The organism is Halorhabdus amylolytica (genome assembly GCF_004944975.1).
In the GTDB taxonomy this organism is placed as follows: domain Archaea; phylum Halobacteriota; class Halobacteria; order Halobacteriales; family Haloarculaceae; genus Halorhabdus; species Halorhabdus amylolytica.
Genome location: NZ_SPQG01000002.1, coordinates 136,388 through 156,223, shown reverse-complemented (window position 1 = coordinate 156,223; position 19,836 = coordinate 136,388). Strand labels below are relative to the sequence as shown.

Here is a 19,836-nt window from a genome sequence, read left to right as displayed (position 1 = left end):
GAACGGAACAACCATGGATTTTATTTACTTCTGTGTCATTTGTCGAGAGTAACATGAATCCGTCCCGGAGAAGCGTGATTCGTTCTGTGTCCTTGTTACCGATCGTGGGGCTCGCTGGATGCGGGGTCCTCAATAGTAATCAACAGACGGAGACGGAACAGTCCGATCAGGGGAATCAAAACGAGGAGACGGAAGCCAAAACTGAAACCGAAACCGTACAGGAAACGACAACGGAAACGCAACAACAGGCCCAATATTCCGGGCTCGCGAATCAAACGGGGAAGATCCTCGAGGAGATCGAGTGGTTCGGTACGTCTTACTTCAACGCGATAGTCCGGTACAAGAACCTCGTCGGGCGACTTTACGATACGACAGAATATCTTCGACGCCAGCCGGAACTGTCCGAATCGGATCTCAGTCGTCTGGAGTCGACCGCCAACGAGTTCGTGACGCTGCTCGAGGAGACACTCGCGCCGCACTTCGAAAACTCGGAGGACTTCACGGCGACGGCAGACATCCTCTTCCAGATCGAGAGCCGCGTCGATACGATCCGTCGTTTCTCGGAACGGAGCGACACGGACCGGGTCGAAAGCGAACTCACGAGTCTACGGATCTACCTGGACAACATTCAGCGTTCCGAGACGATCAACGAGCGGTTCTCGGAACGCCCGATCCACGAACCCCTGCTGGAGTACGCGACGTCATCGAACTACAACAAATCTCATCCGTTCACGTTCATCATCGCCCATCCGGAGACCGAATATGTCGCCCCCGTCCGATCGCGTAAACGACACAATGTGGAGCTGGGGCAGGTTCGATTCGAGACGAAACTCGAACGACGAAACTACATCAGCGACCTCGAGAACATTTTCGGCGGGGTCTCGGTCGAACAGGATCGCACAGGACGAGGGTTCCTCGCTGCTCACCCACGGGAAACCAATCAGCCGACCCGACTGATAGATATCCAGCGGTTCTCGAGCGCGGAGGCCGCCGAGCAGGCGAGAGGGACGTTCCTCGACGGGGCGGTATCGAGCGAGGGGATGACTGAACTGGGTGCCTACGAATGGGAGCAGATCCATTACTTCCAGGTACTCGAGGTCCTCGACCCCCACAGTGGGTACGTCGTTTTCCGGGAAGACGAGGGAATGACGTTCAACGACGACGGTGACATCATCCGCGAGGACAGCGGTGAACTCGGCAATCCCCTCGAGGACTACAGCCGTGACCTCATCGGGGACATCGTCTACGCGTACGCGAAGCGAGTCGGACCGTACCTGATCACGATCGCCCCGTCGATGACCGCCTGGGAGGAGCGGGACCGGCTCGATCGAAAGCCACTGGAACCGCTGAAGAAGATCTGGTTCTGGGAATCGCTGTCGGAATCAAAGACGGAATCGGGGTGAGTCACAGTCCGGAATAGTCGCCGGTCGTTTTCCTCCGACGCTGATAAAGAGTTTTGGTGGCGTCATTCATACCCCGTTCTATGACCGAGTACACCGTAGAGTTCGTGGGCACGGGCGAAACCGTACAGGTCGAGGACACCGATACCATTCTGAGCCGGTGTCTCGACGAAGGCATCGCCCAGGAGTACTCCTGTCGAGTCGGGATGTGTCTCGCCTGTACCGCGGAGATCATCGAAGGCGAGGTGACCCAACCGGCTGCACGCGGGCTGACCGAGGAAGAAAAGGAAAACTACGCGTTGACCTGTATGGCTCGTCCGCAGTCGGACCTCAAACTCGACCGCGGGAAGTATCCGCCCAGCATCGAGGACGAGGTCGGGGTCGACGCGAGCGCGGACGGCGAGGTCACGGCGGACGACTGACGCGACAGCGTTCAGGCGGACGCACTAGTCGAGTTTTGCCGCCGCGTCCCGGACTAATCCATCGAGAATCTCGGGCGTCGTCGGATGGTAGGCGCGGTCGGGGATTTCCCGGACGTCAAGCTCCATCTCGACAGCGAGTTGCATCGTCTTGGCCATCACGTCGGCGTGATAGTGGAGGCCCTGATAGCCCAGCACGGTGCCGTCTGTCCCGACGACGAGCCGGGCGAGGCCGTCTGCAACGTTCTTGGTCTTGAAGACACCGTCGCTCGACGCCTCCCGCGTGGCGGTGACGAAATCCAGATCGGCGGTCGCAGCCGACTCCACAGAGTGCCCGACGCGTGCGAACGGCAGGACGCCGAGCCCGGAGAACATAACGTGATGGTGAACGTTGTCGTACTCCTCGAGAGGATCGCCGTCCCGGTGTCGGCGGACGTTCTCGGCGGCGGTGAACCCTTCCTCCTTGGCGACGTGGAGGATCGGTTCCCGACTGTTGACGTCGCCGACGACGAACACCCGGTCGTCCGCGACAGCTTGCATCGTATCGGCGACCCAGTCGTCGCCGGGCTGTAACGACGTGTTCTCGATCCCAAGTCGATCGAGAGCCGGCTCGCGGCCGGTGAACGCGAACACCTCGTCGGCTTCGAGCGTCCGCGTCTCGCTACCGACGTCGACATCCATACGGACGCCGTCGTCGGTCCGTTCGACGGACTCGCCTTCAGCGTCGAGCAGGACATCGACATCGAAGTGCTCGCGGTAATAGGCGAGCAGTTCCTCGCCGAAGGGTGCGTCGGCCTCGCCGAGCACTTCGGGGAGTGCCTCGACGACCGTGAGATCCATGCCGGCAGCCTCAGTCAGATACGGGACGAGTTCCAGGCCGATGTACCCAAGACCGAGCGCGATACCCGAGTCACCGAACTCGGTGCGATCGAGGACGTCCGCACTCGTCTGTACCGGCACGTCCTCGATGCCGGGGATGGGCGGAATCGCGACGTTCGATCCCGTCGCGATCACGACATAATCGGGTTCGATCCGTCGGTCGTCTATTTCGAGGACCCGGTCGTCGACGAACCGTGCGGTGTCGTGGATGAATTCGACAGTTTCGCGTTCGGCCAGGTCGGCGATCGAATCGCGGCGGTGTTTTGCCCAGTTCGAGGTGTGTCCGTTCTTGCGCTCGACGACGGCTTCGAGATCCACGTCGTGTGCGTCGCCACGGAGTCGCGGATCGTGTCTCGCGGCGAAGCGGTGTTGGGCCGCCGAGAGTACCTCCTTCGAGGGCATACAGCCCCGAAGGATACAGAGGCCGCCGCCGGGATCGCCGTCGTCGATCAACGTCAATTCGATGTCCGGATCGTCGGCCAGTTCGCCCGCCACGGCGGAGCCGGCGCTGCCGTACGCACCGACGATAGCTACGTGCGTGCTCATACGTGAGGACGGGCCGGCGCGAAGAAAACCGTTTGGACCTGGTCGCGGAACAATCTGAGCGTGGTTGACGAAAGGGATTATCCCGACTCGGTCGCGGGATTGCTCGGGGAGTCGCCGGTGGAAACGAACGGTTCCCGAAGACGGCCGAAAGGGCAGGCCCTATATGGCCTGGGCACCTACGTAGAAGTGATCACTGGTGTCACTCGACCGCCGCGCGAGATGGCCCCGCCCCCTGTTCCAACCATGACGAGCCGCGTATACAGACTCCATTCGACGCTCGAATTGCCACTCGAAGACGTCTACGATCACTTCGAGGAGCCGGACTTGCCTCCCGAGATCGAGGACGTCGACATCACACGACGGAATAACACGCTGATACTGAGTGCCGTCGCCACAGACGGCTCGATCAGCAAGTACACGCCGACGGCCCAGCTCAAGGCCAGTGTGACGGAAAACCGGGTCTACGAAGAGGAACCCGAGCCGCCACACGCCGGGGGCGGTGGCGGCCAGTGGGGTGCACTGACCGAGGAAGAAGAGGAAGAGATCGAGTCGGAACTCGTCGAGTACGCCTGCTTCAAGGGCGACCGCGAGACCGTTCTCCAGAACACGACCCTGCAGTTCCCGATGTTCGAAGTCCTCTGTAACGTCGCCGAGATCGCCGAGAAGGGGACACTCACCGCGATCGTCGCGATCGACGAGGAACTGCAGGCCGTCCGGATCGAGGACGGCGAGCGGACGCCGGCCTCGATCAACGTCACCGAGGATCCCGCCGAGGACCGCGGTGAGGACACCGTCGACTGGCGGGACAACGAGTTCATCCGCTGAGACGCACGTCGTCTGCTGTCCACGGAGTCCGAAAGACTCAATTACGTTCTAATTATATCTCATTACACTCATGACGAGCGCAGTGGAGTTCCCCGAGTACCTCGATGTCGATTACACCGACGGCGAGGGCGAGCAGCCGGACGATTACCCCAGTACCGAACACAAGATCGAGAAGGCCATCGAGGTCACGAAAAAGGGCCTCGAGCAGTACGACAATCCGGTCGTAATGTGGACGGGCGGAAAGGACTCGACGCTGACGCTTTACTTCGTCAAGGAGGTCGCAGACCGCTTCGATCTGGAGGTCCCGCCGGTCGTGTTTATCGACCACTACCAACACTTCGAGGAACTCATCGAGTTCGTCGAGCACTGGGCCGACGAATGGGACCTGGAAGTGATCTGGGCGCGCAACACCGATGTCGGCGACTACGTCGATGAGAACGGCCTCGAACCCGGCGACGACATCCCTGTTGACGCCCTCAGCGAGCACAACCAGCACCACATCCGGAACATCCTCGAATACGAAGAAGACACGTTCCCGTTCCTGCTCGACACGTACGTTGGCAACCACCTGCTGAAGACCGTCGCCCTGAACGACGCCATCGAAGAGCACGACGTCGACGGCATTCTCAGCGGTGTCCGCTGGGACGAACAGGAGGCCCGCGCCGACGAGACGTTCTTCAGCTCGCGTCACGACCCCGACATCTACCCACCCCACGACCGGATCCAGCCGATCCTCCAATTCGCCGAACCGGACGTCTGGGAAACCTTCTGGAACTTCGTCGTGCCGGACACGGTCGAAGGATTTCCGGAGGAAGGCTACGTCCCGCAGGGTCAGGACGACCTGCCTGAAGGCGTCGAGAAGGAGGACGTTCCGGTCTCGCCAAAGTACTTCGCCGGCTTCCGGTCGCTCGGGAGTCAGGTCAGTACGGACAAGTCCGCCGAAGAACCCGCCTGGCTCCAGGACATGGCCAACACGACCGAACGTGCCGGCCGCGCCCAGGACAAGGAAGACCTGATGGAACGCCTGCGCGACCTGGGCTACATGTAAGAACGACCTTTTACTTCGGAGGGTCGCAGGGCGACCCTCCTCGCAAAAAGCTCGGCCAAAAACACCCGGACGCGGCGTCGCCGCGTCCGGCGAACCGCGCTCACGCGCGGACGCTTGACGGCGTGATCAGTCTGCGTTCTTGATGGCCACCCACGCTTTTGGTGTCGCCCGCTGACCGTCTGGTATGGAGCGGATCGTCAACGCCGACGACCTCGAGTGGACCGAGACGGAACGCGAGGACACCCACATCAAGCGCAAGCAGTTGGGCGATGCGGCCGGCGGCCAGCGACTGGGGGCCAGCCTCTATGAACTCCCCGCCGAACGAACCGCCTGGCCGTACCACTACCATACGGGCAACGAAGAGGCGATCTACGTTCTCGACGGCGAAGGGACGATCCGGCTCGACGGCGAGCAAGACGCCCTAGAAGCCGGCGACTACGTCGCGCTGCCCGCGGGCGAGAACAGCGCCCACCAGGTGATCAACGATTCGGAAGGAGTCCTGCGCTATCTGGTCGTCTCGACGATGGACGACCCGGACGTGATGGGCTATCCCGACTCGGAAAAAGTCGGCGTCACTGCGGGCGACCCGCCGGGTGGCGACCCCGACGAGCGAACGATCAGCGAATTCTTCCGCCTGGAGGACGGGGTCGGGTTCTGGGACGGCGAATAGGGACCACACCGCGAACAGTCCCCAGCCAATCACTCTTCGAGGCTCTCGATTAGTCTCTCCAGCGTCCCAACGTGTTCCTGTGACCACCTTTTCCATTCGGGTCGTTCGCTCCCCTCACGGCTTCTTCTCGCGGGCTGCGAGGCGGTTTCACCGCCTCGGCTTCGCGGCGCGTCGCGCCGCGCAAGGCCCGCTCGAACGGTCCGTGGAACGGAGTTCCGCGCTATCGCCGTTCGGGCCTTCCGAGACGCTCCCGTCGGTCACGTCTCGCTGTGCTCACGACCACTCACGCAAAAACGTGGACGAAAAAACCGGCCTCGATCCACTTGACGGGCCAAACCGTTCGCGCTTCCCGAGGAGCGGTTCACTCCGTTCAACGCTCCTCGCTATCTCACGGCTCGCTCCGCTCGCCGTTCGATTTCTTCGAGGAGCGTTTCGCTACGCTCAACGCTCCTCGCTATCCGTTCACGTGGTCCGAGGAACTATCGTTCCTCGCTATCCAGCACCCGAATCTGGTCCCCACGAACCGTTACGGGAATCGGGACCGTCGCTTCGTAGAGTTCGACCGTGACCTGGTCTTTGCCTTCGTCGATGCGCTGGACCTGGGCTTTCTCGCCCTTGAACGGGCCGGCGACGAGTTCGACGATGTCACCCTCGGCGATCCCCTCGACATCGGGTTTCGGCGAGAGGAAGTGCTCGACCTCCTTGATCGAAGACTCTCCCTGGACGACACCGTTAGCGTGAGGGATTTCGTCGAGGATACGCTCGAATACCGAGGCGTCGTCGGCCTCGACCATGACGTAGGAGGTCAGACTGTCAGGAGCCAGCGCGGCGTGGACCGATTCCTCCTCGCGGTTGATGATCATGTCCGCGACGGTGCGCTCCTGGCTAGCTGTGGTTTTGACGGCGTAGATCCCCATCTCAGACACCACCCGGCACGAACGTCATGACGACGAAGATGAGGAACCCGAGCAGCCCGACCAGCAGGATACCCGCGCCCGCAATCTTCGCGACCTGGCTGAACTCCTGCCAGGACGGGGTGCTTGCGAGCTTCAGCACCCGCACGTACGACGTGAGATCGTAGGGTACGTCCATAGCAGATGTATCCACTGATGGCTTTTCTATATTGTGGTGCGCGACGAAGATTAGTCAGTGTACTGATCAAGAGGACAATTGCCGAGACGGATCGAAGCTCGCCCAGCGATTGAAACGAGCGAAACAGCGACCGAACTAACTCGTCGAAAGATGACGACTTATCTGTCGAGACAGTTCCGATCGAAATCTAATGTCTGTCTTCGCCCGTCCCGCTGGTATCATCGGTTTCGAATTGATTGATGAGATCTCTCAGATCGGCCGCTTGGCTGGAGAGCGTCTCGATACGCTCCGATACTTCCGTGATAGAAGCGGTTTGCTCTTCGGCAGCTCCAGCCACGTTTTCGGCTTCGGCGGCCGTCTCCTCGCTGATCGACCCGACTTCGTCGGCCATCGCGACCACCTCTTCGGTCGAGGCCGCTTGTTCGTCGGTCGCATCACTGATCGCTTGCACACCGTCGTTTGCTTCTTCGATCTGGCGAACGATGTCGGTTAGCGTCTCCGCCGCGTTTTCGACTGTCTCCTTCCCTGTCTGGACGCTTTCGTCCATCTCTCGGATGTCTGCCACCGTGTCGTTTGTCCGGGACTGGACTGTCTCGATCAGCGACTCGATGTCGTCGGTGGCTTCCTGCGTCTCTTCGGCGAGAGTCTTGATCTCGTTGGCCACGACCTCGAAGCCCTGGCCTGCGTCACCCGCGCGACTCGCCTCGATCGAGGCGTTCAACGCGAGCATATTCGTTTGGTCGGCGATATCGTCGATCAGCGTCGTGACTTCACCGATCCGTTCCATCTCTGCCGCGAGAGCCTCGACTTGCTCGATAGTCTCGGCGGACTTCCGTTCGATCGTCTCGATCTCCGTAGCTGCCTGCTGTGCGGACGTGCGGCCGGACTCACCAGCCTCGACGGCCGATTTTGACTTCGTTGCGACTTCGTCCGTCGATGAGGTGATCTCTTCGACCGTTGCCGAGAGATCGGTCATCTCCTGAGAGACCTGCTGGATGTTCTCGTTTTGTCGATCGGCTCCTTCAGCGATCTGCTGGACCGATTGACTTACCTGTTCGCTTGCGGACTTGATTTCCCGGGTGCTCGCGGAGATCGTGTCTGTCGACGTATCGACAGTCCCGGCGAACTCTTCGAGACGCTCGATGGTCGCTTCCAGCTCGGCGACCATGTCGTTGAAGTTTTCGGCGATCTCAACCATCGCTTCGTACTCGCTGTCGGTATCCATCCGCTGAGTGAGATCGCCCGCAGCTGCCCGATCCATCACGGCACTGAACTCGGTGGCCTTCGCTTCGAGCGCCGAGGCCATCGACTCCGCCTCCTCCTTTGCCGCCTCGGCATCGTCTCGTGCTTGCTCGACATCAGTGATCAGCGTCTGGATGTCTTCCCCCATCTCGTCGAGGGCCTGCCCGAATTCACCGGGGACATCTTCATCGAGGACCGGATCGTCGAACCGCTGCTCTGCAAGCGCGTCAGCCTGCTCGGCGGCAGTTGTCAAGTATGCCTGCATCGACGCGAAGGAGTCGTATAGCTGGCCCATTTCGTCGACACGAGTCGTCTCGGGGAGCGTACTGTTTATATCACCTTTCGCGATGTCTTCGGCCGTTTCGGCAACAGTCGCAAGCGATCGTGCAGTCCCACGACCGATCGTCGCCCCGACGAGGATCAACGCACCGACAGCCAGTGCGACGAGTAACGCGATGTTCCGGGTAACGGCTGATTGCAGTGCAAACGCACGATCTGACGGGACGTGATAGAGAAGGGCCCATTCGGTCCCGGTGATCGGCGTATATGCCATGACGTACTCGCCTTCGTCCATCCCCGTACCCGCGGAGACGCGTTCGTATCCCGTCTCACCGTTGAGCGCGGCATCGACGCTCTCCGATCCAGTGTTACCAGTCGCTTCGAACTGTTCGAGTATCGATGCCTTTCGGTTGTCCAGGATGATCGTTCGGTCGGAGTTGACGACTTTCACGTCTCCGGTCGCAAACGGGGACGTGAACTCGTGAGACCGCGCTTGAAGAGACACGGTCAGCACGACAGACTCCGTCTCACTGACGGGCTGGACGAATGCGATGACATCCTGACCGTCGCTTTCGTATGGCGGGGACGTTCCCGTCGGACCGGATGTGACGATTGTACCGCTACTGTCGGTCCATGCCGCCTCGACACTGGCAAGCGACGCCCCGGTCAGATCGTCATCAGTACTGGCAATGATTTCACTTTCCGCGGTCGTCACGTAGTGCAACGCCCGGACGTCGGCCGGTAATCCGATAAGCTTCCCTTCGAGCCATCGCTGGTGATCGACACGCGAGAGCGATTCCGAACGGTCGCTGATCGAGTCTGCAAGGAACGATGTCGTTGACTGTTTGGTTTCGGCCCACTTCGAGATCGAATTGGCTTGCGAGTCCGCAACGCCACGGATCTGTTCTTCAGTCTGGGACTCGACAAGTCCGCCAGTCTGGAAGTGAATCACCACACCGCCAACGACGAGGACGGCAACCACAACCAGCAACAGCACACCGAACTTTGCGGCGTAGCGACGCCTGATAACGTCCGGAAGCGCACTTTCGATCGCCACCACGAATCGTTTGCGAAGCGAGCTCATTGTTCACCACCCGATTGGAAGAACTGGGGTTGTAGCAGTTCCAACGACTCGACTGTCCCGTCAGTGACGCGCTGAACCAGGTACGAACTCAACGGCTCCAGATTCGCTGTCAGATCGACGCTGCCGGACGCTCCCTGATAGTTGATTTCTCTCCCCGCATCGATGAGTGACCTGACACGGTCGAAGTCACCGACAGAGACGGTATGGCCCGTGCCACTGGAGACAGACCGGAGTGTCTCAGCGATGGCCGGGCCGCTGGCATCACCGGCCTTCTCGGCTGCAGCGGCCATCAAAAACAGTGCGTCGTAGGCGTTTGCAGCGTAGGTTTCGAGCTGGTCGATGTCCGAAAGTCGCCGAATCAGATCGAAGTACCCATCCGTTAGGTCCGAAGAAAGCGACGCACTGTAGAATCCCTCGTAGTACGATGGAATGTCACCGCCGAACATCCCCGCCGAGAACACCCAGGGAACGTCGTAGTCCGTTTGGGCATATGCATCGAGGATCCCACGCTCCTGTCCGGGTACGCTGGTGAAGGCAACAGCATCCGGGTCGTTTTCGAAGACGGTTTCGATTGTGTCGCTGAACGTTTCCGCTCCTGGGTCGTAGCGAGCGTCCGCGACAATCGACGTATCGATCGAGTCCTGAAGTGACCTAGCGAGGCCCGCACCGAACGAATTATCGATACTGAGCAAGGCGACCGAATCCGCGTCGATGAATAGCGGACTATCGACGACTTTCGCCATCACTGCAGCCTGGTTTCCGTCGTTTGGCACAGTCCGCCCGAAGTACTTTCGCCCGTCGGCCTGACCGGCAGTCGACAGTTGTGGGGCGGTGCTCGCGTAGCTAACCATCATGATGTTGTCCCCGGCTGCCTCCGGAGCCAGCGCGATCGAGACGTCACTGACGAGTCCGCCGACGACCCCGACGACATCCCGATCGACAAGCGACTGATACTGTTCGGTTGCGACTTCCACGTCCGCTTCAGTATCGAGGACAGTCAACTCGATCTCGTTTCCATTGATTCCTCCGGCGTCGTTGATATCTTTCGTGGCTCGTTCGACCGTGCGTTTCGCGTGTCTTCCCAATGCTTCGAGATCTCCACTGAGCGGTGCCAAGGCCCCAAATTCGATCGTACCTCCCGATCCTGAAGGCAGACCCAGGCACCCAGAAGAGACTGCGATCGCTCCCAAGCCAGACAGTCTTCCGAGGTATCCTCGTCTAGTTGTTCCCATATATCGAAAATCGTGTGGTGTGCCAACAAATATCCTCTGTCGCAGATCTCATTAGTGATAACGAATGCATGAAATTATGTATATATCTACTGCGTTGATAGGTCGATGAAAACCATCAAACAGACAAACGAGTCGAGGGGAGTCGACCGAAATCGAGAATATTACTCCACGTAATCGATATCGTCACCGACGCGTTGTGCCGCCTTCTCGCGTTCTGCCTCGCTTTTACCGTAAATCTGTGGGGACTCGACGCCCGTGACGACGATCATGGTTTCCATCTCGCCCTCGTACTCGTGGTTGACAGAGGCGCCCCAGATGATCCGGGCGTCCGGATCGATTCGGTCGTAGATCTCCTCGACGACGCCTTCGGCTTCTTCGATGGACATGTCCGGTCCCCCGACGACGTTGACCAGGGCACTGTTCGCACCATCGAACTCGACATCCAGCAGCGGCGAGCGCAGTGCCGACCGGATCGAGTCCTGGGCTTTGTTGTCGCTGTCGGACTCTCCGAGGCCGATCATCGCGACGCCGCCGTTCTCCATGATGGTCCGAACGTCGGCGAAGTCGACGTTGACGAGACCGGGCTTGGTGATCAGTTCGGTCATCCCCTTGACCGAGCGCATCAGGACGCGGTCACAGATCTTGAAGGCGTCCTGTAGGGGCATCGACGGCGCATAATCGAGCAGGCGATCGTTGGGCACAACGATGACCGTGTCCGAGACCGAGCGGAGGCGTTCGAGACCGGCGTCGGCGTTTGCCCGTCGGCGCTCACCCTCGGCAGTAAAGGGAATGGTGACGATCGAGATGGTCAGTGCGCCGGCCTCCTGGGCGGCCTGAGCGATGACGGGTGCCGCGCCGGTCCCGGTGCCGCCGCCAAGTCCCGCGGTGACGAACACCATGTCCGAGCCGTCGATGGACTGCTGGATGTCCTCGATGTTCTCCTGGGCGGCCTCCTCACCGATCTTCGGGACCGAGCCTGCGCCGCGGCCGCCGGTGCGTTTCTTCCCGATGAGAATCTTCGTGTCGGCCTTGACCTCGTCGGCAAGGTGCTGGGCATCAGTGTTTGCCGCGACCAGCTTCGCCCCGTGAATCCCTTCTTCCATCATCCGGGTAACCGTGTTGCCGCCGGCCCCGCCCGCGCCGACGACCGTGATCTTCGTCTCAAGGTCCTCGACGACATCGGCCAGCTCCTCGTCGGTCATCTGTCCCGACGTGGAGACATCCTCGGTCGCCGTCTCGGTTGTCCCCTCGACCTCCTCGGCCGGTGGTTGTGCCTCGTCTTCGTCGGCCTCGTCCATGGCGTCGTCGATGATAGAGTCCATATTTAAATCACCAGTAGCAGTTCAGCACTAATTATCTTTCCCATCCTGTCCGACATGTGTCAGACCTCCCCTCGTGCGGATTCGACTTCGAGTACCCGATGCAGTACTGTCATCCTCGGGTGATTGGGTTCGATAAAGAGGGTGCAAAGGCCTGGAAGAAGAGCTGTCGAGGTTGCGTTCGCCCGCGGGGAACTTATCCGAAGTTCTCGACCTTCGCCGCCTCGGCGTTTCCGCCGGCGGCTTCGACCGCATCGGTCGCCACGTCGAGAAAGTCAGCAAACCCGTAGACGAACACCTGCTCGTCTGGCTCGGCCATGATCGCCTCCCGGGTAGCGTCGGCGACAGCCCCGTCGTCTTCGAGGACGCGGACGAACGCGCCACTGTCGGCCAGGGCATCCAATCGCTTCTCGTGAATCGGCTCCGCATCGCAGTAGATGACCGCTGCCTCCCCGCCGTCATCGAGCGCACGCTCGGCGATCCCGATCGCCGGACCGACGCCGGGGCCGCCCGCAAGGACGACGACGCGCTCCTCATCCTCGTAATACGCGCTCCCCAGCGGACCGGCGAGCGCGACCTCGTCGCCGCTATCGAGATCGGCGATATGCGGTCCCAGTTCCCCGTCGTAATCGATTTCGACGGTGATCTCGAAGGTCTCGTCGACGACCGGCGAGGAGACGGTGTAAAAGCGCGGCGCCGCGTCAGCCGCCGGGAGTGAGAACTTGACGAACTGGCCGGGCCGGGCATCGAATCCGTCGGGCGTCTCCAGGTCGATCGCCACCGCGTCCGGGCCGACCGATCGGACAGCACTGACGGTCGTGATCGTTCGATCCATGTTCGGTGTTACGGCTGGAATCACCAATGCCGTTTGGGGTAGCGGCACGGAACAGCGGCGTACCGACACCGAAACGCCCCGCACACTGCAGGTTGCAGAAGGCTTTTTCTCGGTGGCGGGATAGTTCTGACCTACATGGAAGACGATCTCAATTGGGCCATCGGCGGGGAGGCCGGCGACGGGATCGACTCGACGGGCAAGATCTTCGCCCGGGCGCTCTCCCGTGCGGGCCGGCACGTCTTCACCTCCAAGGACTTCGCCTCGCGGATCCGCGGGGGATATACGGCCTACAAGGTCCGAACGTCCGTCGATCGGGTCGAGAGCGTCGTCGACCGACTCGACGTCCTGATCGCACTCACCGAACGGACGATCGATGAGAATCTCGACGAACTCCAGGAGGGAAGCGTCGTCATCTACGACGGTGAGCAGACCACAATGGCCGATGTCGAGGTTCCGGAGGGAATGATCGGCCTGGAGGTCCCACTCAATAGTCTGGCCGAGGAAGCCGGTGGGGCGATCATGCGAAACGTCGTCGCACTGGGCGCCGCCAGCGAGGTCGCGGGCTTCCCGGTCGAGTACTTAGACGAGGCACTCGTCAAGCGCTTCGGCGAGAAAGGCGAGGCGATCGTCGCCAACAATCGCGAAGCCGCCAGGCTGGGCCGGGACTTCGTCCGTAAGGAAACCGACTACAGCGACGAGTTCAGTCTCGAAACAACCGACGAGGACTACGTCCTCCTGAACGGCGACGAGGCGATCGGCATGGCCGCGATCGCCGCCGGCTGTCGCTTCTACGCGGGGTATCCGATCACGCCCGCGACGGACATCATGGAGTACCTGACGGGACGGATCGAGGAGTTCGGCGGCGCAGTCGTCCAGGCCGAGGACGAACTCTCGGCGATCAATATGGCCCTGGGCGCCGCCAGAGCGGGCGCGCGGGCGATGACGGGCACGTCCGGCCCGGGGATCGACCTGATGAGCGAGACCTTCGGCCTCGTGGCTACCAGCGAGACGCCCCTCGTGATCGCCAACGTGATGCGCTCGGGGCCCTCGACGGGAATGCCGACCAAACAAGAGCAGGGCGACCTCAATGCGATGCTGTACGGCGGCCACGGCGAAATCCCGCGGTTTGTCCTCGCGCCGACGACGATCGGGGAGTGTTTCGACCGGACCGTCGAGGCGTTCAACCTCGCCGAGAAGTACCAGATTCCGGTCTATCTGACCGCGGACCTCGCGCTGGCAGTCACCGAGCAGACCTACTCCCCCGAGCGTTTCGACATGGAAAGCGTCGAGATCGACCGCGGCAAGGTCGTCGATCCCGACGGAGTCGAAGAGTGGCTCGACGAGAAGGGACGCTTTCGCGCCCACGCCGCAACCGAGGACGGCGTTAGCCCGCGAGCCCTCCCGGGGACACCAGACGCCGCACACATGACGACCGGGCTCGAACACGACGAACTCGGCCGGCGAACCGAGGAGGAGGACGTCCGTGTCGAACAGGTACAGAAACGCCAGCGGAAGGTCGAGACTGCCCGCGAACGGGAGGACTTCGACCACCGGGAGTTCGGCGATCCGGACGCTGACACTCTCGTTATCTCCTGGGGTTCCAACGAGGGAGCGATGCGCGAGGCCCTGGGGATGCTTGAGGACCGCGGGATCGACGTCCGGTTCCTCTCAGTTCCGTACATCTATCCTCGGCCGGATCTGACCGACGAGGTCGAATCGGCCGAGGACGTGATCGTCGTCGAATGTAACGCGACCGGGCAGTTCGCAGATCTGATCGAGCACGACACGCTGTCGCGCGTCCAGCGCGTCACGAAGTACACGGGCGTCCGGTTCAAGGCCGACGAACTCGCCAACGAGATCGAGGCGGCGATCGCCGACGAACGTGCCCCACAGGAGGTGAAACGATGAGTTCAGATACGCACTTCACGGACTTCAAGTCCGACAAGCAACCGACCTGGTGTCCCGGCTGTGGCGACTTCGGGACGATGAACGGCATGATGAAGGCCCTCGCAGAGACGGGTAACGATCCAGACAACACGTTCGTCGTCGCGGGGATCGGCTGTTCGGGCAAGATCGGGACGTACATGCACAGCTACGCGCTCCACGGCGTCCACGGCCGCGCCCTGCCGGTCGGGACAGGCGTGAAACTCGCAAACCCCAACCTGGAAGTGATGGTCGCCGGCGGGGACGGCGACGGCTACTCGATCGGCGTGGGCCACTTCATCCACGCAGTTCGGCGGAACATCGACATCACCTACGTCGTGATGGACAACCGCATCTACGGCCTGACGAAGGGCCAGGCCTCGCCCACCTCGCGGCAGGGATTCGAGACGGCGACCTCGCCTGACGGCACAGTCGAGCCGCCGGTCAACCCGCAGGCACTCGCGCTCGCCGCCGGAGGTACCTTTATCGCCCAGTCCTTTTCCTCTGACTCCCAGCGGCACACCGAACTCGTCAAGCAGGCGGTCGAACACGACGGCTTCGGCTTCGTGAACGTCTTCTCGCCCTGCGTGACGTTCAACGACGTCGACACCTACGACTACTTCCGGGACGCGATCGTCGATCTCGACGAGACCGACCACGATCCCGGCAACTACCAGGCTGCCCGCGACAAGATCATGGACCCGAGTACCGAGCACATCGGGATCCTCTATCAGAACGAGGACAGCGTTCCCTACAGCGATCGCGAGGGAATCGACGAGAACATGGCGGACATCCCCGAGGGCGCGCCCGAACGGGCCGACCGGCTAGTTAGAGAGTTCTACTGAGCGGTGTCCGTTCCCCCGAACCTCGCCATGGCCGAGCGAACGTATACGCGATGGCCCCCAGCGTGCCAGCGACGAGTGCCCAGACGACAGTGAACATCGGAACGTATATCGCCCCGTAATTCCCGTACGGTGCCCATCCCAACGAGACCAGGAAGGGCGAAACCAGGATCGTCACCGCGAGCAACCACCGAACTCGGATTCGGTCGGCCAGCGCTAACGGAGCGAACAGCGTCGACACGAGCGCACAGACCCCACCCCCATAGAGAGTCGATAGGCGGCCGATGGTGCCTGCAGCGAACGGGGCCACCGTTAGGGCGATTCCCGCAATGCCGATCCCATATAACACGAACCAGCGCGTCTCGACATCGAGATCGAACCGGCCTGAGAGCACTACGTATTGCGTTCCGACGCCGAGGGCAGCGAGAGCAAGCAAGGGCCCGAGTAGTGGGACGGCGAGAAGCAGACCGAACAAAAGGGCTCCCCCTCTGAGGAGGAACGTTCCGGTGGTGAGCCAACTAACGAGGGCCGCCAGGAGGAACCCGGCGATGGCAAGACCGACAGTCACGCCTGCTATCGAACGCAATCGCGTTCCCGGAGATCGGTCGGTTGTCGAACGTCCCCATCGCGAGATCATCCCGAGGAACGCGGCCAGGATCGCGGTCGGCAGCACTACCGTTCCGGGCAGGTCCGCTCCTTTCAGCTGTGCGATGTCGATCCCGATCCCGAGATGGGTGGCCGCCCGAGCGAAGAGACCATCATCCCCGGCGAACGCCAGATACCAGCCCGGCGAGATGGTCCGCTCGAAAGAATCGCCATGCGCCCCCTCCAGCGCGAGGGCCGTCCCGTTCAGTCGATAATCCGCAGGTGCCCGAACGAGCGTCGTTCCCTCGGGACCGGTAACGACGATCCGGTCGGCGTTGACGCCGTACCAGCGCCCGCTATCGCCCTGGGAGTGGAAGTAATCGACGACCTGTACGCCGCCGACACTCCGATGGCCCATCCGCGGCACGTCGTAAGTCAGGACGACGGTGTCCCCGCTCGCGGTCACCGAGAGGTCCCGCGGTGTTGCTTCGCCTCGGTGACCGCGAAGGGCATCCTCGGCCGCCGACTGCATGGCCCGGGGATCGATACTGGCGTTTGCTCGGAGATCGAGACGGGCCGTCCAGTGTCCGACGCCGTCCCCGTCGATTTCGATCGTGACCGTCGCGGACTCGACGTCGCTTCCCTCGATCACGTCGTCTTCGCAGACTTCACAGAGCGGTTGGGGAGGGGGCCGTCCAGCGGCGAGGGTGACTGTCGCCAGCAGGACGATCAGGAGGATACCGACGGCCACGGACCGACCACGGCGGGGACGCATAGGAAACAGAGCATAGCACGGGAAGATAAAGGTGCGGGCTACACTGTCGTCTCAGCAGACTCACGGTGGATTCATCAAACAGGCAGCGGAATCGAGATCATGGACAACGAAACGGATAACCAACTCGTCGTCACGCTCATCGCGATCGGCGTCGTCCTGACGTTCGCCTATAGTCTCGTTTTCGCGGGACAGCTACTGCTCTGGTTATATCTCGTCTCCGTACTCCTCTTTTTCTACCTGCTCTGGCGGTTCATCCGTGCACACGAGCGGATCGCCGACGCCCTCGAAGATGCGGAGTGAGAACTGCACCGGAGCGTCGTCAGGAATTCAGGCCCAGTCGTCCAGCCCCGTCTGGATCACCGACGATTCGATGCGCTCGAAGCCGCGCTCGACCTCCGCTGCATCGACTTCCCACTCCTCGGTGACGAACGACCGGGCGGCGTCGAGATCTGGTTCGAGCGTCGTCTCGAAGGAGTAGTCGTCGGTGACGGCGGGATCGAGGAACAACTCCCGGATGCGGTCGGCGTTCTCGACGTAGATGTCCTCTGCCTCGCTGACACCCCAGAGGTCGCCGTGTTCACGGACGGCTTTCACAGCAGTCTTGGGACCGTAGCCCCGAACGCCCTCGTTGAAGTCCGTGCCACAGAGAAGGGCAACGTCGACCAGTTGCTCCCAGGAGAGGTCGTGTTCGTCCAGCGTCGCCTGGAAGTCCATCAGTTCGGGGTCGCCCTTGCTGGTGAGTTGCCGAAGCGTCAGCGGCGCCCCGAACAGCAAAGCGTCGTAGTCCTCGGTACCGACGTAATCCACATCGCCCTTCCGGGCCATGTGAGCGGCCTGGGCTTCGCCCTCCGCCGGCGCGTCGATTACAGGCACGTCGAGCAGGTCGAGCAATTCCCGCGTCGTCTCCAATATCACGTCCGTGAGCCGTTGGGTCCGGGACTCCAGCCGTGCGACCCTGATCGCGTCTCCCTCTTCTCGGGCCGCTTCGAGGTCGTCCTCGTATTGCTCGCGTTGCTCACGTCGGCGTTTTACTTCGTCGTCTTTGAGATCCGTGACGGCACCGTCGAACACCATCACGGGCGTGACCTCGTGCTCGAAGAACTTCGGCAGCCCCTGGACGACGCCGACGAGGTTGGCGACTTCCTCGCCGTCGCTCGTCGTATAGACCTCGTCGTTCGTCCACTTGACCGTCGTCGTGAGGTAGCGATACAGCCAGTTGTGTGCGTCGACAGCGACGATCGAGCCCGCCAATTCCTCGAAAGCGATTGACTCGATAGCCGCGATATCCCGGAGGTCAGCGTTTCCCATTGCGGTCGATTAGGCCTTTCCACGGTTTGAATCCCCCGCCACGGTTCTACTTGGCGTCGTCCCGAACAGGGGAAGCGACGACCGCGGGCGGCGAGCTACCTGTCTGCCCCTGGAGAAACGCTCGTTCTCGCTCGTCCAGGTCACGACCGCGATAGACGTCGAGACCTGTTCGATAGCGTTCGGCGTCACGATCGGCCGCCGTCGAGAGGACGAGTTCGGCCAGTCCCGTCCGTTCGCCGGTATACGCCAATCCGGCGCGGTAGAACGCTTCGTAGGCGATCGGGTTGTTGACGCCGGCTTTCACCTCGTCGTAGCCCCGGTGGCGAGCACGGTCGACGACGAACCGGAGGAGCGACGAGCCGATCCCCTCGCCGCGACGGTCGAGCCGGACGGTCACGTATCGGATCCGGAGACAGTCCTCGTCGGTCCGATCCGCGTCGAAAGCGGACGCGGCGACGATCTCGTCCCCGTCACGGACGACCGCCTTTCCTGTACTCGACATGACGAACTTCCCCGCGTAGGCGAACCGTTCGTAGTCGAGATCGAGCGTCGGCCCGTCTTCGGGCCAGCCAAACACCGTGTACTCCACGGTAGATAGTTCGGGACGAGAGAACAAGTGCTTGACCCGGACGGAAACGGGAACGCCCAAGTCCCCGCCCGCACTCGCCACGGGTATGGGAACTGTCGTCGACACGCTCCGGAGCCGCGTCGACCCCTCGCCCGCGACGGCGGTTCTGGCCGTCGGGGACCTTCTGGCCATCACCGCCTTCGTCCTGATCGGCTCTGTCGGGGCCCACGGGAACTCACTCGCCGACGTCGCCGGACTGATCGAGGCCGCCGTCCCCTTCTTGGTCGGCTGGGGGCTTGCCGCGTTCCTCGGGAGCCTCTACACTGCGGACGCCTACCGGTCAGTGATCAGGGCGGTCTCCTGGACGATTCCGGCCTGGATCACTGCGGCCCTGATCGCCCAGGTTCTGCGTGCACTCCTCCCGACACCCGGTTCGTTCTCGTATGTCTTCCTGATCGTGTCGATCGTCGCTGGACTTGCGCTGATCGGGGGCTGTCGAGGTGTGACGGCCTACTGGCTCAGCGACGGGCAGTTGCACTGAAAAACACGCGGCCGCTCAGCGATACTCTTCGAGCGAGACCGCCACGGACGACTGTACCCACGCTGTGTGATCTTCCCGGTCGTAGATGACGAACTCGTCGTCGTCGAGCCGCAACTGTGCGTAACGGTCCTCCGGCTGTTGACGTTGCCGGTCGGCCATGTCGTCCGTGGGCTTTGCACTCATTGTAGGTCACGGTGGCGACGATGCCACGTATTGACTCCTGTTCGATACTACGTTCGCCACGCAAATAAAGACTGGTACCGGATTATCAATCAGTATAACGACCGACACGGGCGGAATACTGAGTGATTAGCGGCGCCCACATAGAGAGGAGCCACGACGACGTTCGGTAGGTGATTCCATACCTGATAATAATCAGCTTCGGCGAGAACTGACTGTTTTTCACGTCACCGGCCCACCGGCC

Annotated in this window: 20 protein-coding genes; 9 read left to right on the top strand and 11 right to left on the bottom strand. The window is 61.7% G+C overall.

Features of this window, described 5'->3' with window-relative positions:
• The first annotated feature begins 104 nt into the window (after nt 1-104).
• Together E3374_RS03340 and E3374_RS03335 are read left to right on the top strand one after the other, a co-directional pair.
• Complete coding sequence (locus E3374_RS03340) at nt 105-1,403, top strand: hypothetical protein (RefSeq protein WP_136687615.1); 1,299 nt, start codon at nt 105-107, stop codon at nt 1,401-1,403.
• Nucleotides 1,404-1,483: 80 nt separating this feature from the next.
• Complete coding sequence (locus E3374_RS03335; RefSeq protein WP_136687614.1) at nt 1,484-1,822, top strand: 2Fe-2S iron-sulfur cluster-binding protein; 339 nt, start codon at nt 1,484-1,486, stop codon at nt 1,820-1,822.
• Nucleotides 1,823-1,846: 24 nt separating this feature from the next.
• Here the strand turns inward: E3374_RS03335 and E3374_RS03330 are convergent, their stop codons facing one another.
• Entirely contained in the window at nt 1,847-3,244 is a 1,398-nt protein-coding gene (locus E3374_RS03330; RefSeq protein ID WP_136687613.1) for an FAD-dependent oxidoreductase, read from the bottom strand.
• A 243-nt stretch (nt 3,245-3,487) separates the two neighbouring features.
• Between E3374_RS03330 and E3374_RS03325 the strand changes: the two genes are divergently transcribed.
• From E3374_RS03325 to E3374_RS03315, 3 genes are all read left to right on the top strand, one after another.
• Nucleotides 3,488-4,069: a DUF7110 family protein gene (locus E3374_RS03325; RefSeq protein WP_136687612.1), complete on the top strand. Its 582-nt coding sequence runs from the start codon at nt 3,488-3,490 to the stop codon at nt 4,067-4,069.
• A gap of 70 nt (nt 4,070-4,139) precedes the next feature.
• Nucleotides 4,140-5,117: a phosphoadenosine phosphosulfate reductase family protein gene (locus tag E3374_RS03320; RefSeq protein WP_136687611.1), complete on the top strand. Its 978-nt coding sequence runs from the start codon at nt 4,140-4,142 to the stop codon at nt 5,115-5,117.
• Between the two features lie 184 nt (nt 5,118-5,301).
• The gene (locus E3374_RS03315; protein WP_136687610.1) at nt 5,302-5,787 is read left to right on the top strand and encodes a cupin domain-containing protein; all 486 of its coding nucleotides are present in this window, start codon (nt 5,302-5,304) and stop codon (nt 5,785-5,787) included.
• A gap of 479 nt (nt 5,788-6,266) precedes the next feature.
• On the opposite strand, the gene E3374_RS03310 is transcribed toward E3374_RS03315, so the two are convergent.
• The 6 genes from E3374_RS03310 to E3374_RS03285 all read right to left on the bottom strand — a co-directional run bounded on the left by E3374_RS03310 (nt 6,267) and on the right by E3374_RS03285 (nt 12,870).
• Nucleotides 6,267-6,704 (bottom strand): transcription elongation factor Spt5, encoded by a 438-nt coding sequence (locus E3374_RS03310; protein ID WP_136687609.1) that lies wholly within the window; start codon nt 6,702-6,704, stop codon nt 6,267-6,269.
• A 1-nt stretch (nt 6,705) separates the two neighbouring features.
• Nucleotides 6,706-6,879, bottom strand: a complete 174-nt coding sequence (locus E3374_RS03305) for a protein translocase SEC61 complex subunit gamma (protein WP_136687608.1) — start codon at nt 6,877-6,879, stop codon at nt 6,706-6,708.
• A gap of 187 nt (nt 6,880-7,066) precedes the next feature.
• Nucleotides 7,067-9,484, bottom strand: coding sequence for a methyl-accepting chemotaxis protein (locus tag E3374_RS03300; protein ID WP_136687607.1), 2,418 nt, complete (start codon nt 9,482-9,484; stop codon nt 7,067-7,069).
• Nucleotides 9,481-10,716, bottom strand: a complete 1,236-nt coding sequence (locus E3374_RS03295) for an ABC transporter substrate-binding protein (RefSeq protein WP_136687606.1) — start codon at nt 10,714-10,716, stop codon at nt 9,481-9,483. The genes E3374_RS03300 and E3374_RS03295 overlap by 4 nt, the downstream gene beginning before the upstream one ends.
• A gap of 161 nt (nt 10,717-10,877) precedes the next feature.
• Nucleotides 10,878-12,038, bottom strand: coding sequence for a cell division protein FtsZ (gene ftsZ, locus E3374_RS03290; RefSeq protein ID WP_136687605.1), 1,161 nt, complete (start codon nt 12,036-12,038; stop codon nt 10,878-10,880).
• A 193-nt stretch (nt 12,039-12,231) separates the two neighbouring features.
• Nucleotides 12,232-12,870 carry an FAD-dependent oxidoreductase gene (locus E3374_RS03285; RefSeq protein ID WP_136687604.1) on the bottom strand — a complete coding sequence of 213 codons (639 nt, stop codon included), beginning with the start codon at nt 12,868-12,870 and terminating at the stop codon, nt 12,232-12,234.
• Between the two features lie 135 nt (nt 12,871-13,005).
• Between E3374_RS03285 and E3374_RS03280 the strand changes: the two genes are divergently transcribed.
• Nucleotides 13,006-14,778, top strand: a complete 1,773-nt coding sequence (locus E3374_RS03280; RefSeq protein WP_136687603.1) for a 2-oxoacid:acceptor oxidoreductase subunit alpha — start codon at nt 13,006-13,008, stop codon at nt 14,776-14,778.
• The gene (locus E3374_RS03275; protein ID WP_136687602.1) at nt 14,775-15,638 is read left to right on the top strand and encodes a 2-oxoacid:ferredoxin oxidoreductase subunit beta; all 864 of its coding nucleotides are present in this window, start codon (nt 14,775-14,777) and stop codon (nt 15,636-15,638) included. The genes E3374_RS03280 and E3374_RS03275 overlap by 4 nt, the downstream gene beginning before the upstream one ends.
• Here E3374_RS03275 and E3374_RS03270 read toward each other — a convergent pair.
• Nucleotides 15,622-16,995, bottom strand: a complete 1,374-nt coding sequence (locus E3374_RS03270; RefSeq protein WP_136687601.1) for a hypothetical protein — start codon at nt 16,993-16,995, stop codon at nt 15,622-15,624. The genes E3374_RS03275 and E3374_RS03270 overlap by 17 nt on opposite strands.
• A 99-nt stretch (nt 16,996-17,094) precedes the next feature.
• Between E3374_RS03270 and E3374_RS03265 the strand changes: the two genes are divergently transcribed.
• Nucleotides 17,095-17,295, top strand: coding sequence for a hypothetical protein (locus E3374_RS03265; protein ID WP_136687600.1), 201 nt, complete (start codon nt 17,095-17,097; stop codon nt 17,293-17,295).
• A gap of 27 nt (nt 17,296-17,322) precedes the next feature.
• Here E3374_RS03265 and fen read toward each other — a convergent pair whose 3' ends face one another.
• Complete coding sequence (gene fen, locus E3374_RS03260; RefSeq protein WP_136687599.1) at nt 17,323-18,303, bottom strand: flap endonuclease-1; 981 nt, start codon at nt 18,301-18,303, stop codon at nt 17,323-17,325.
• Nucleotides 18,304-18,349: 46 nt separating this feature from the next.
• The gene (locus E3374_RS03255) at nt 18,350-18,892 is read right to left on the bottom strand and encodes a GNAT family N-acetyltransferase (protein ID WP_136687598.1); all 543 of its coding nucleotides are present in this window, start codon (nt 18,890-18,892) and stop codon (nt 18,350-18,352) included.
• A gap of 85 nt (nt 18,893-18,977) precedes the next feature.
• On the opposite strand from E3374_RS03255, the gene E3374_RS03250 reads away from it, so the two are divergent.
• Nucleotides 18,978-19,412, top strand: a complete 435-nt coding sequence (locus tag E3374_RS03250; RefSeq protein ID WP_136687597.1) for a DUF3054 domain-containing protein — start codon at nt 18,978-18,980, stop codon at nt 19,410-19,412.
• Between the two features lie 15 nt (nt 19,413-19,427).
• On the opposite strand, the gene E3374_RS17020 is transcribed toward E3374_RS03250, so the two are convergent.
• Nucleotides 19,428-19,595: a DUF7331 family protein gene (locus E3374_RS17020; RefSeq protein ID WP_169051758.1), complete on the bottom strand. Its 168-nt coding sequence runs from the start codon at nt 19,593-19,595 to the stop codon at nt 19,428-19,430.
• Nucleotides 19,596-19,836 lie beyond the last annotated feature (241 nt).

Excerpts from the sequence above, each read along its gene's own strand:
- E3374_RS03335 (WP_136687614.1), top strand. The coding sequence starts at position 1,484 with ATGACCGAGTACACCGTAGAGTTCGTGGGCACGGGCGAAACCGTACAG.
- E3374_RS03330 (WP_136687613.1), bottom strand. The coding sequence starts at position 3,244 with ATGAGCACGCACGTAGCTATCGTCGGTGCGTACGGCAGCGCCGGCTCC.
- E3374_RS03325 (WP_136687612.1), top strand. The coding sequence starts at position 3,488 with ATGACGAGCCGCGTATACAGACTCCATTCGACGCTCGAATTGCCACTC.
- E3374_RS03320 (WP_136687611.1), top strand. The coding sequence starts at position 4,140 with ATGACGAGCGCAGTGGAGTTCCCCGAGTACCTCGATGTCGATTACACC.
- E3374_RS03315 (WP_136687610.1), top strand. The coding sequence starts at position 5,302 with ATGGAGCGGATCGTCAACGCCGACGACCTCGAGTGGACCGAGACGGAA.
- E3374_RS03310 (WP_136687609.1), bottom strand. The coding sequence starts at position 6,704 with ATGGGGATCTACGCCGTCAAAACCACAGCTAGCCAGGAGCGCACCGTC.
- E3374_RS03305 (WP_136687608.1), bottom strand. The coding sequence starts at position 6,879 with ATGGACGTACCCTACGATCTCACGTCGTACGTGCGGGTGCTGAAGCTC.
- E3374_RS03300 (WP_136687607.1), bottom strand. The coding sequence starts at position 9,484 with ATGAGCTCGCTTCGCAAACGATTCGTGGTGGCGATCGAAAGTGCGCTT.
- E3374_RS03295 (WP_136687606.1), bottom strand. The coding sequence starts at position 10,716 with ATGGGAACAACTAGACGAGGATACCTCGGAAGACTGTCTGGCTTGGGA.
- ftsZ (WP_136687605.1), bottom strand. The coding sequence starts at position 12,038 with ATGGACTCTATCATCGACGACGCCATGGACGAGGCCGACGAAGACGAG.
- E3374_RS03285 (WP_136687604.1), bottom strand. The coding sequence starts at position 12,870 with ATGGATCGAACGATCACGACCGTCAGTGCTGTCCGATCGGTCGGCCCG.
- E3374_RS03280 (WP_136687603.1), top strand. The coding sequence starts at position 13,006 with ATGGAAGACGATCTCAATTGGGCCATCGGCGGGGAGGCCGGCGACGGG.
- E3374_RS03275 (WP_136687602.1), top strand. The coding sequence starts at position 14,775 with ATGAGTTCAGATACGCACTTCACGGACTTCAAGTCCGACAAGCAACCG.
- E3374_RS03270 (WP_136687601.1), bottom strand. The coding sequence starts at position 16,995 with ATGCGTCCCCGCCGTGGTCGGTCCGTGGCCGTCGGTATCCTCCTGATC.
- E3374_RS03265 (WP_136687600.1), top strand. The coding sequence starts at position 17,095 with ATGGACAACGAAACGGATAACCAACTCGTCGTCACGCTCATCGCGATC.
- fen (WP_136687599.1), bottom strand. The coding sequence starts at position 18,303 with ATGGGAAACGCTGACCTCCGGGATATCGCGGCTATCGAGTCAATCGCT.
- E3374_RS03250 (WP_136687597.1), top strand. The coding sequence starts at position 18,978 with ATGGGAACTGTCGTCGACACGCTCCGGAGCCGCGTCGACCCCTCGCCC.
- E3374_RS17020 (WP_169051758.1), bottom strand. The coding sequence starts at position 19,595 with ATGAGTGCAAAGCCCACGGACGACATGGCCGACCGGCAACGTCAACAG.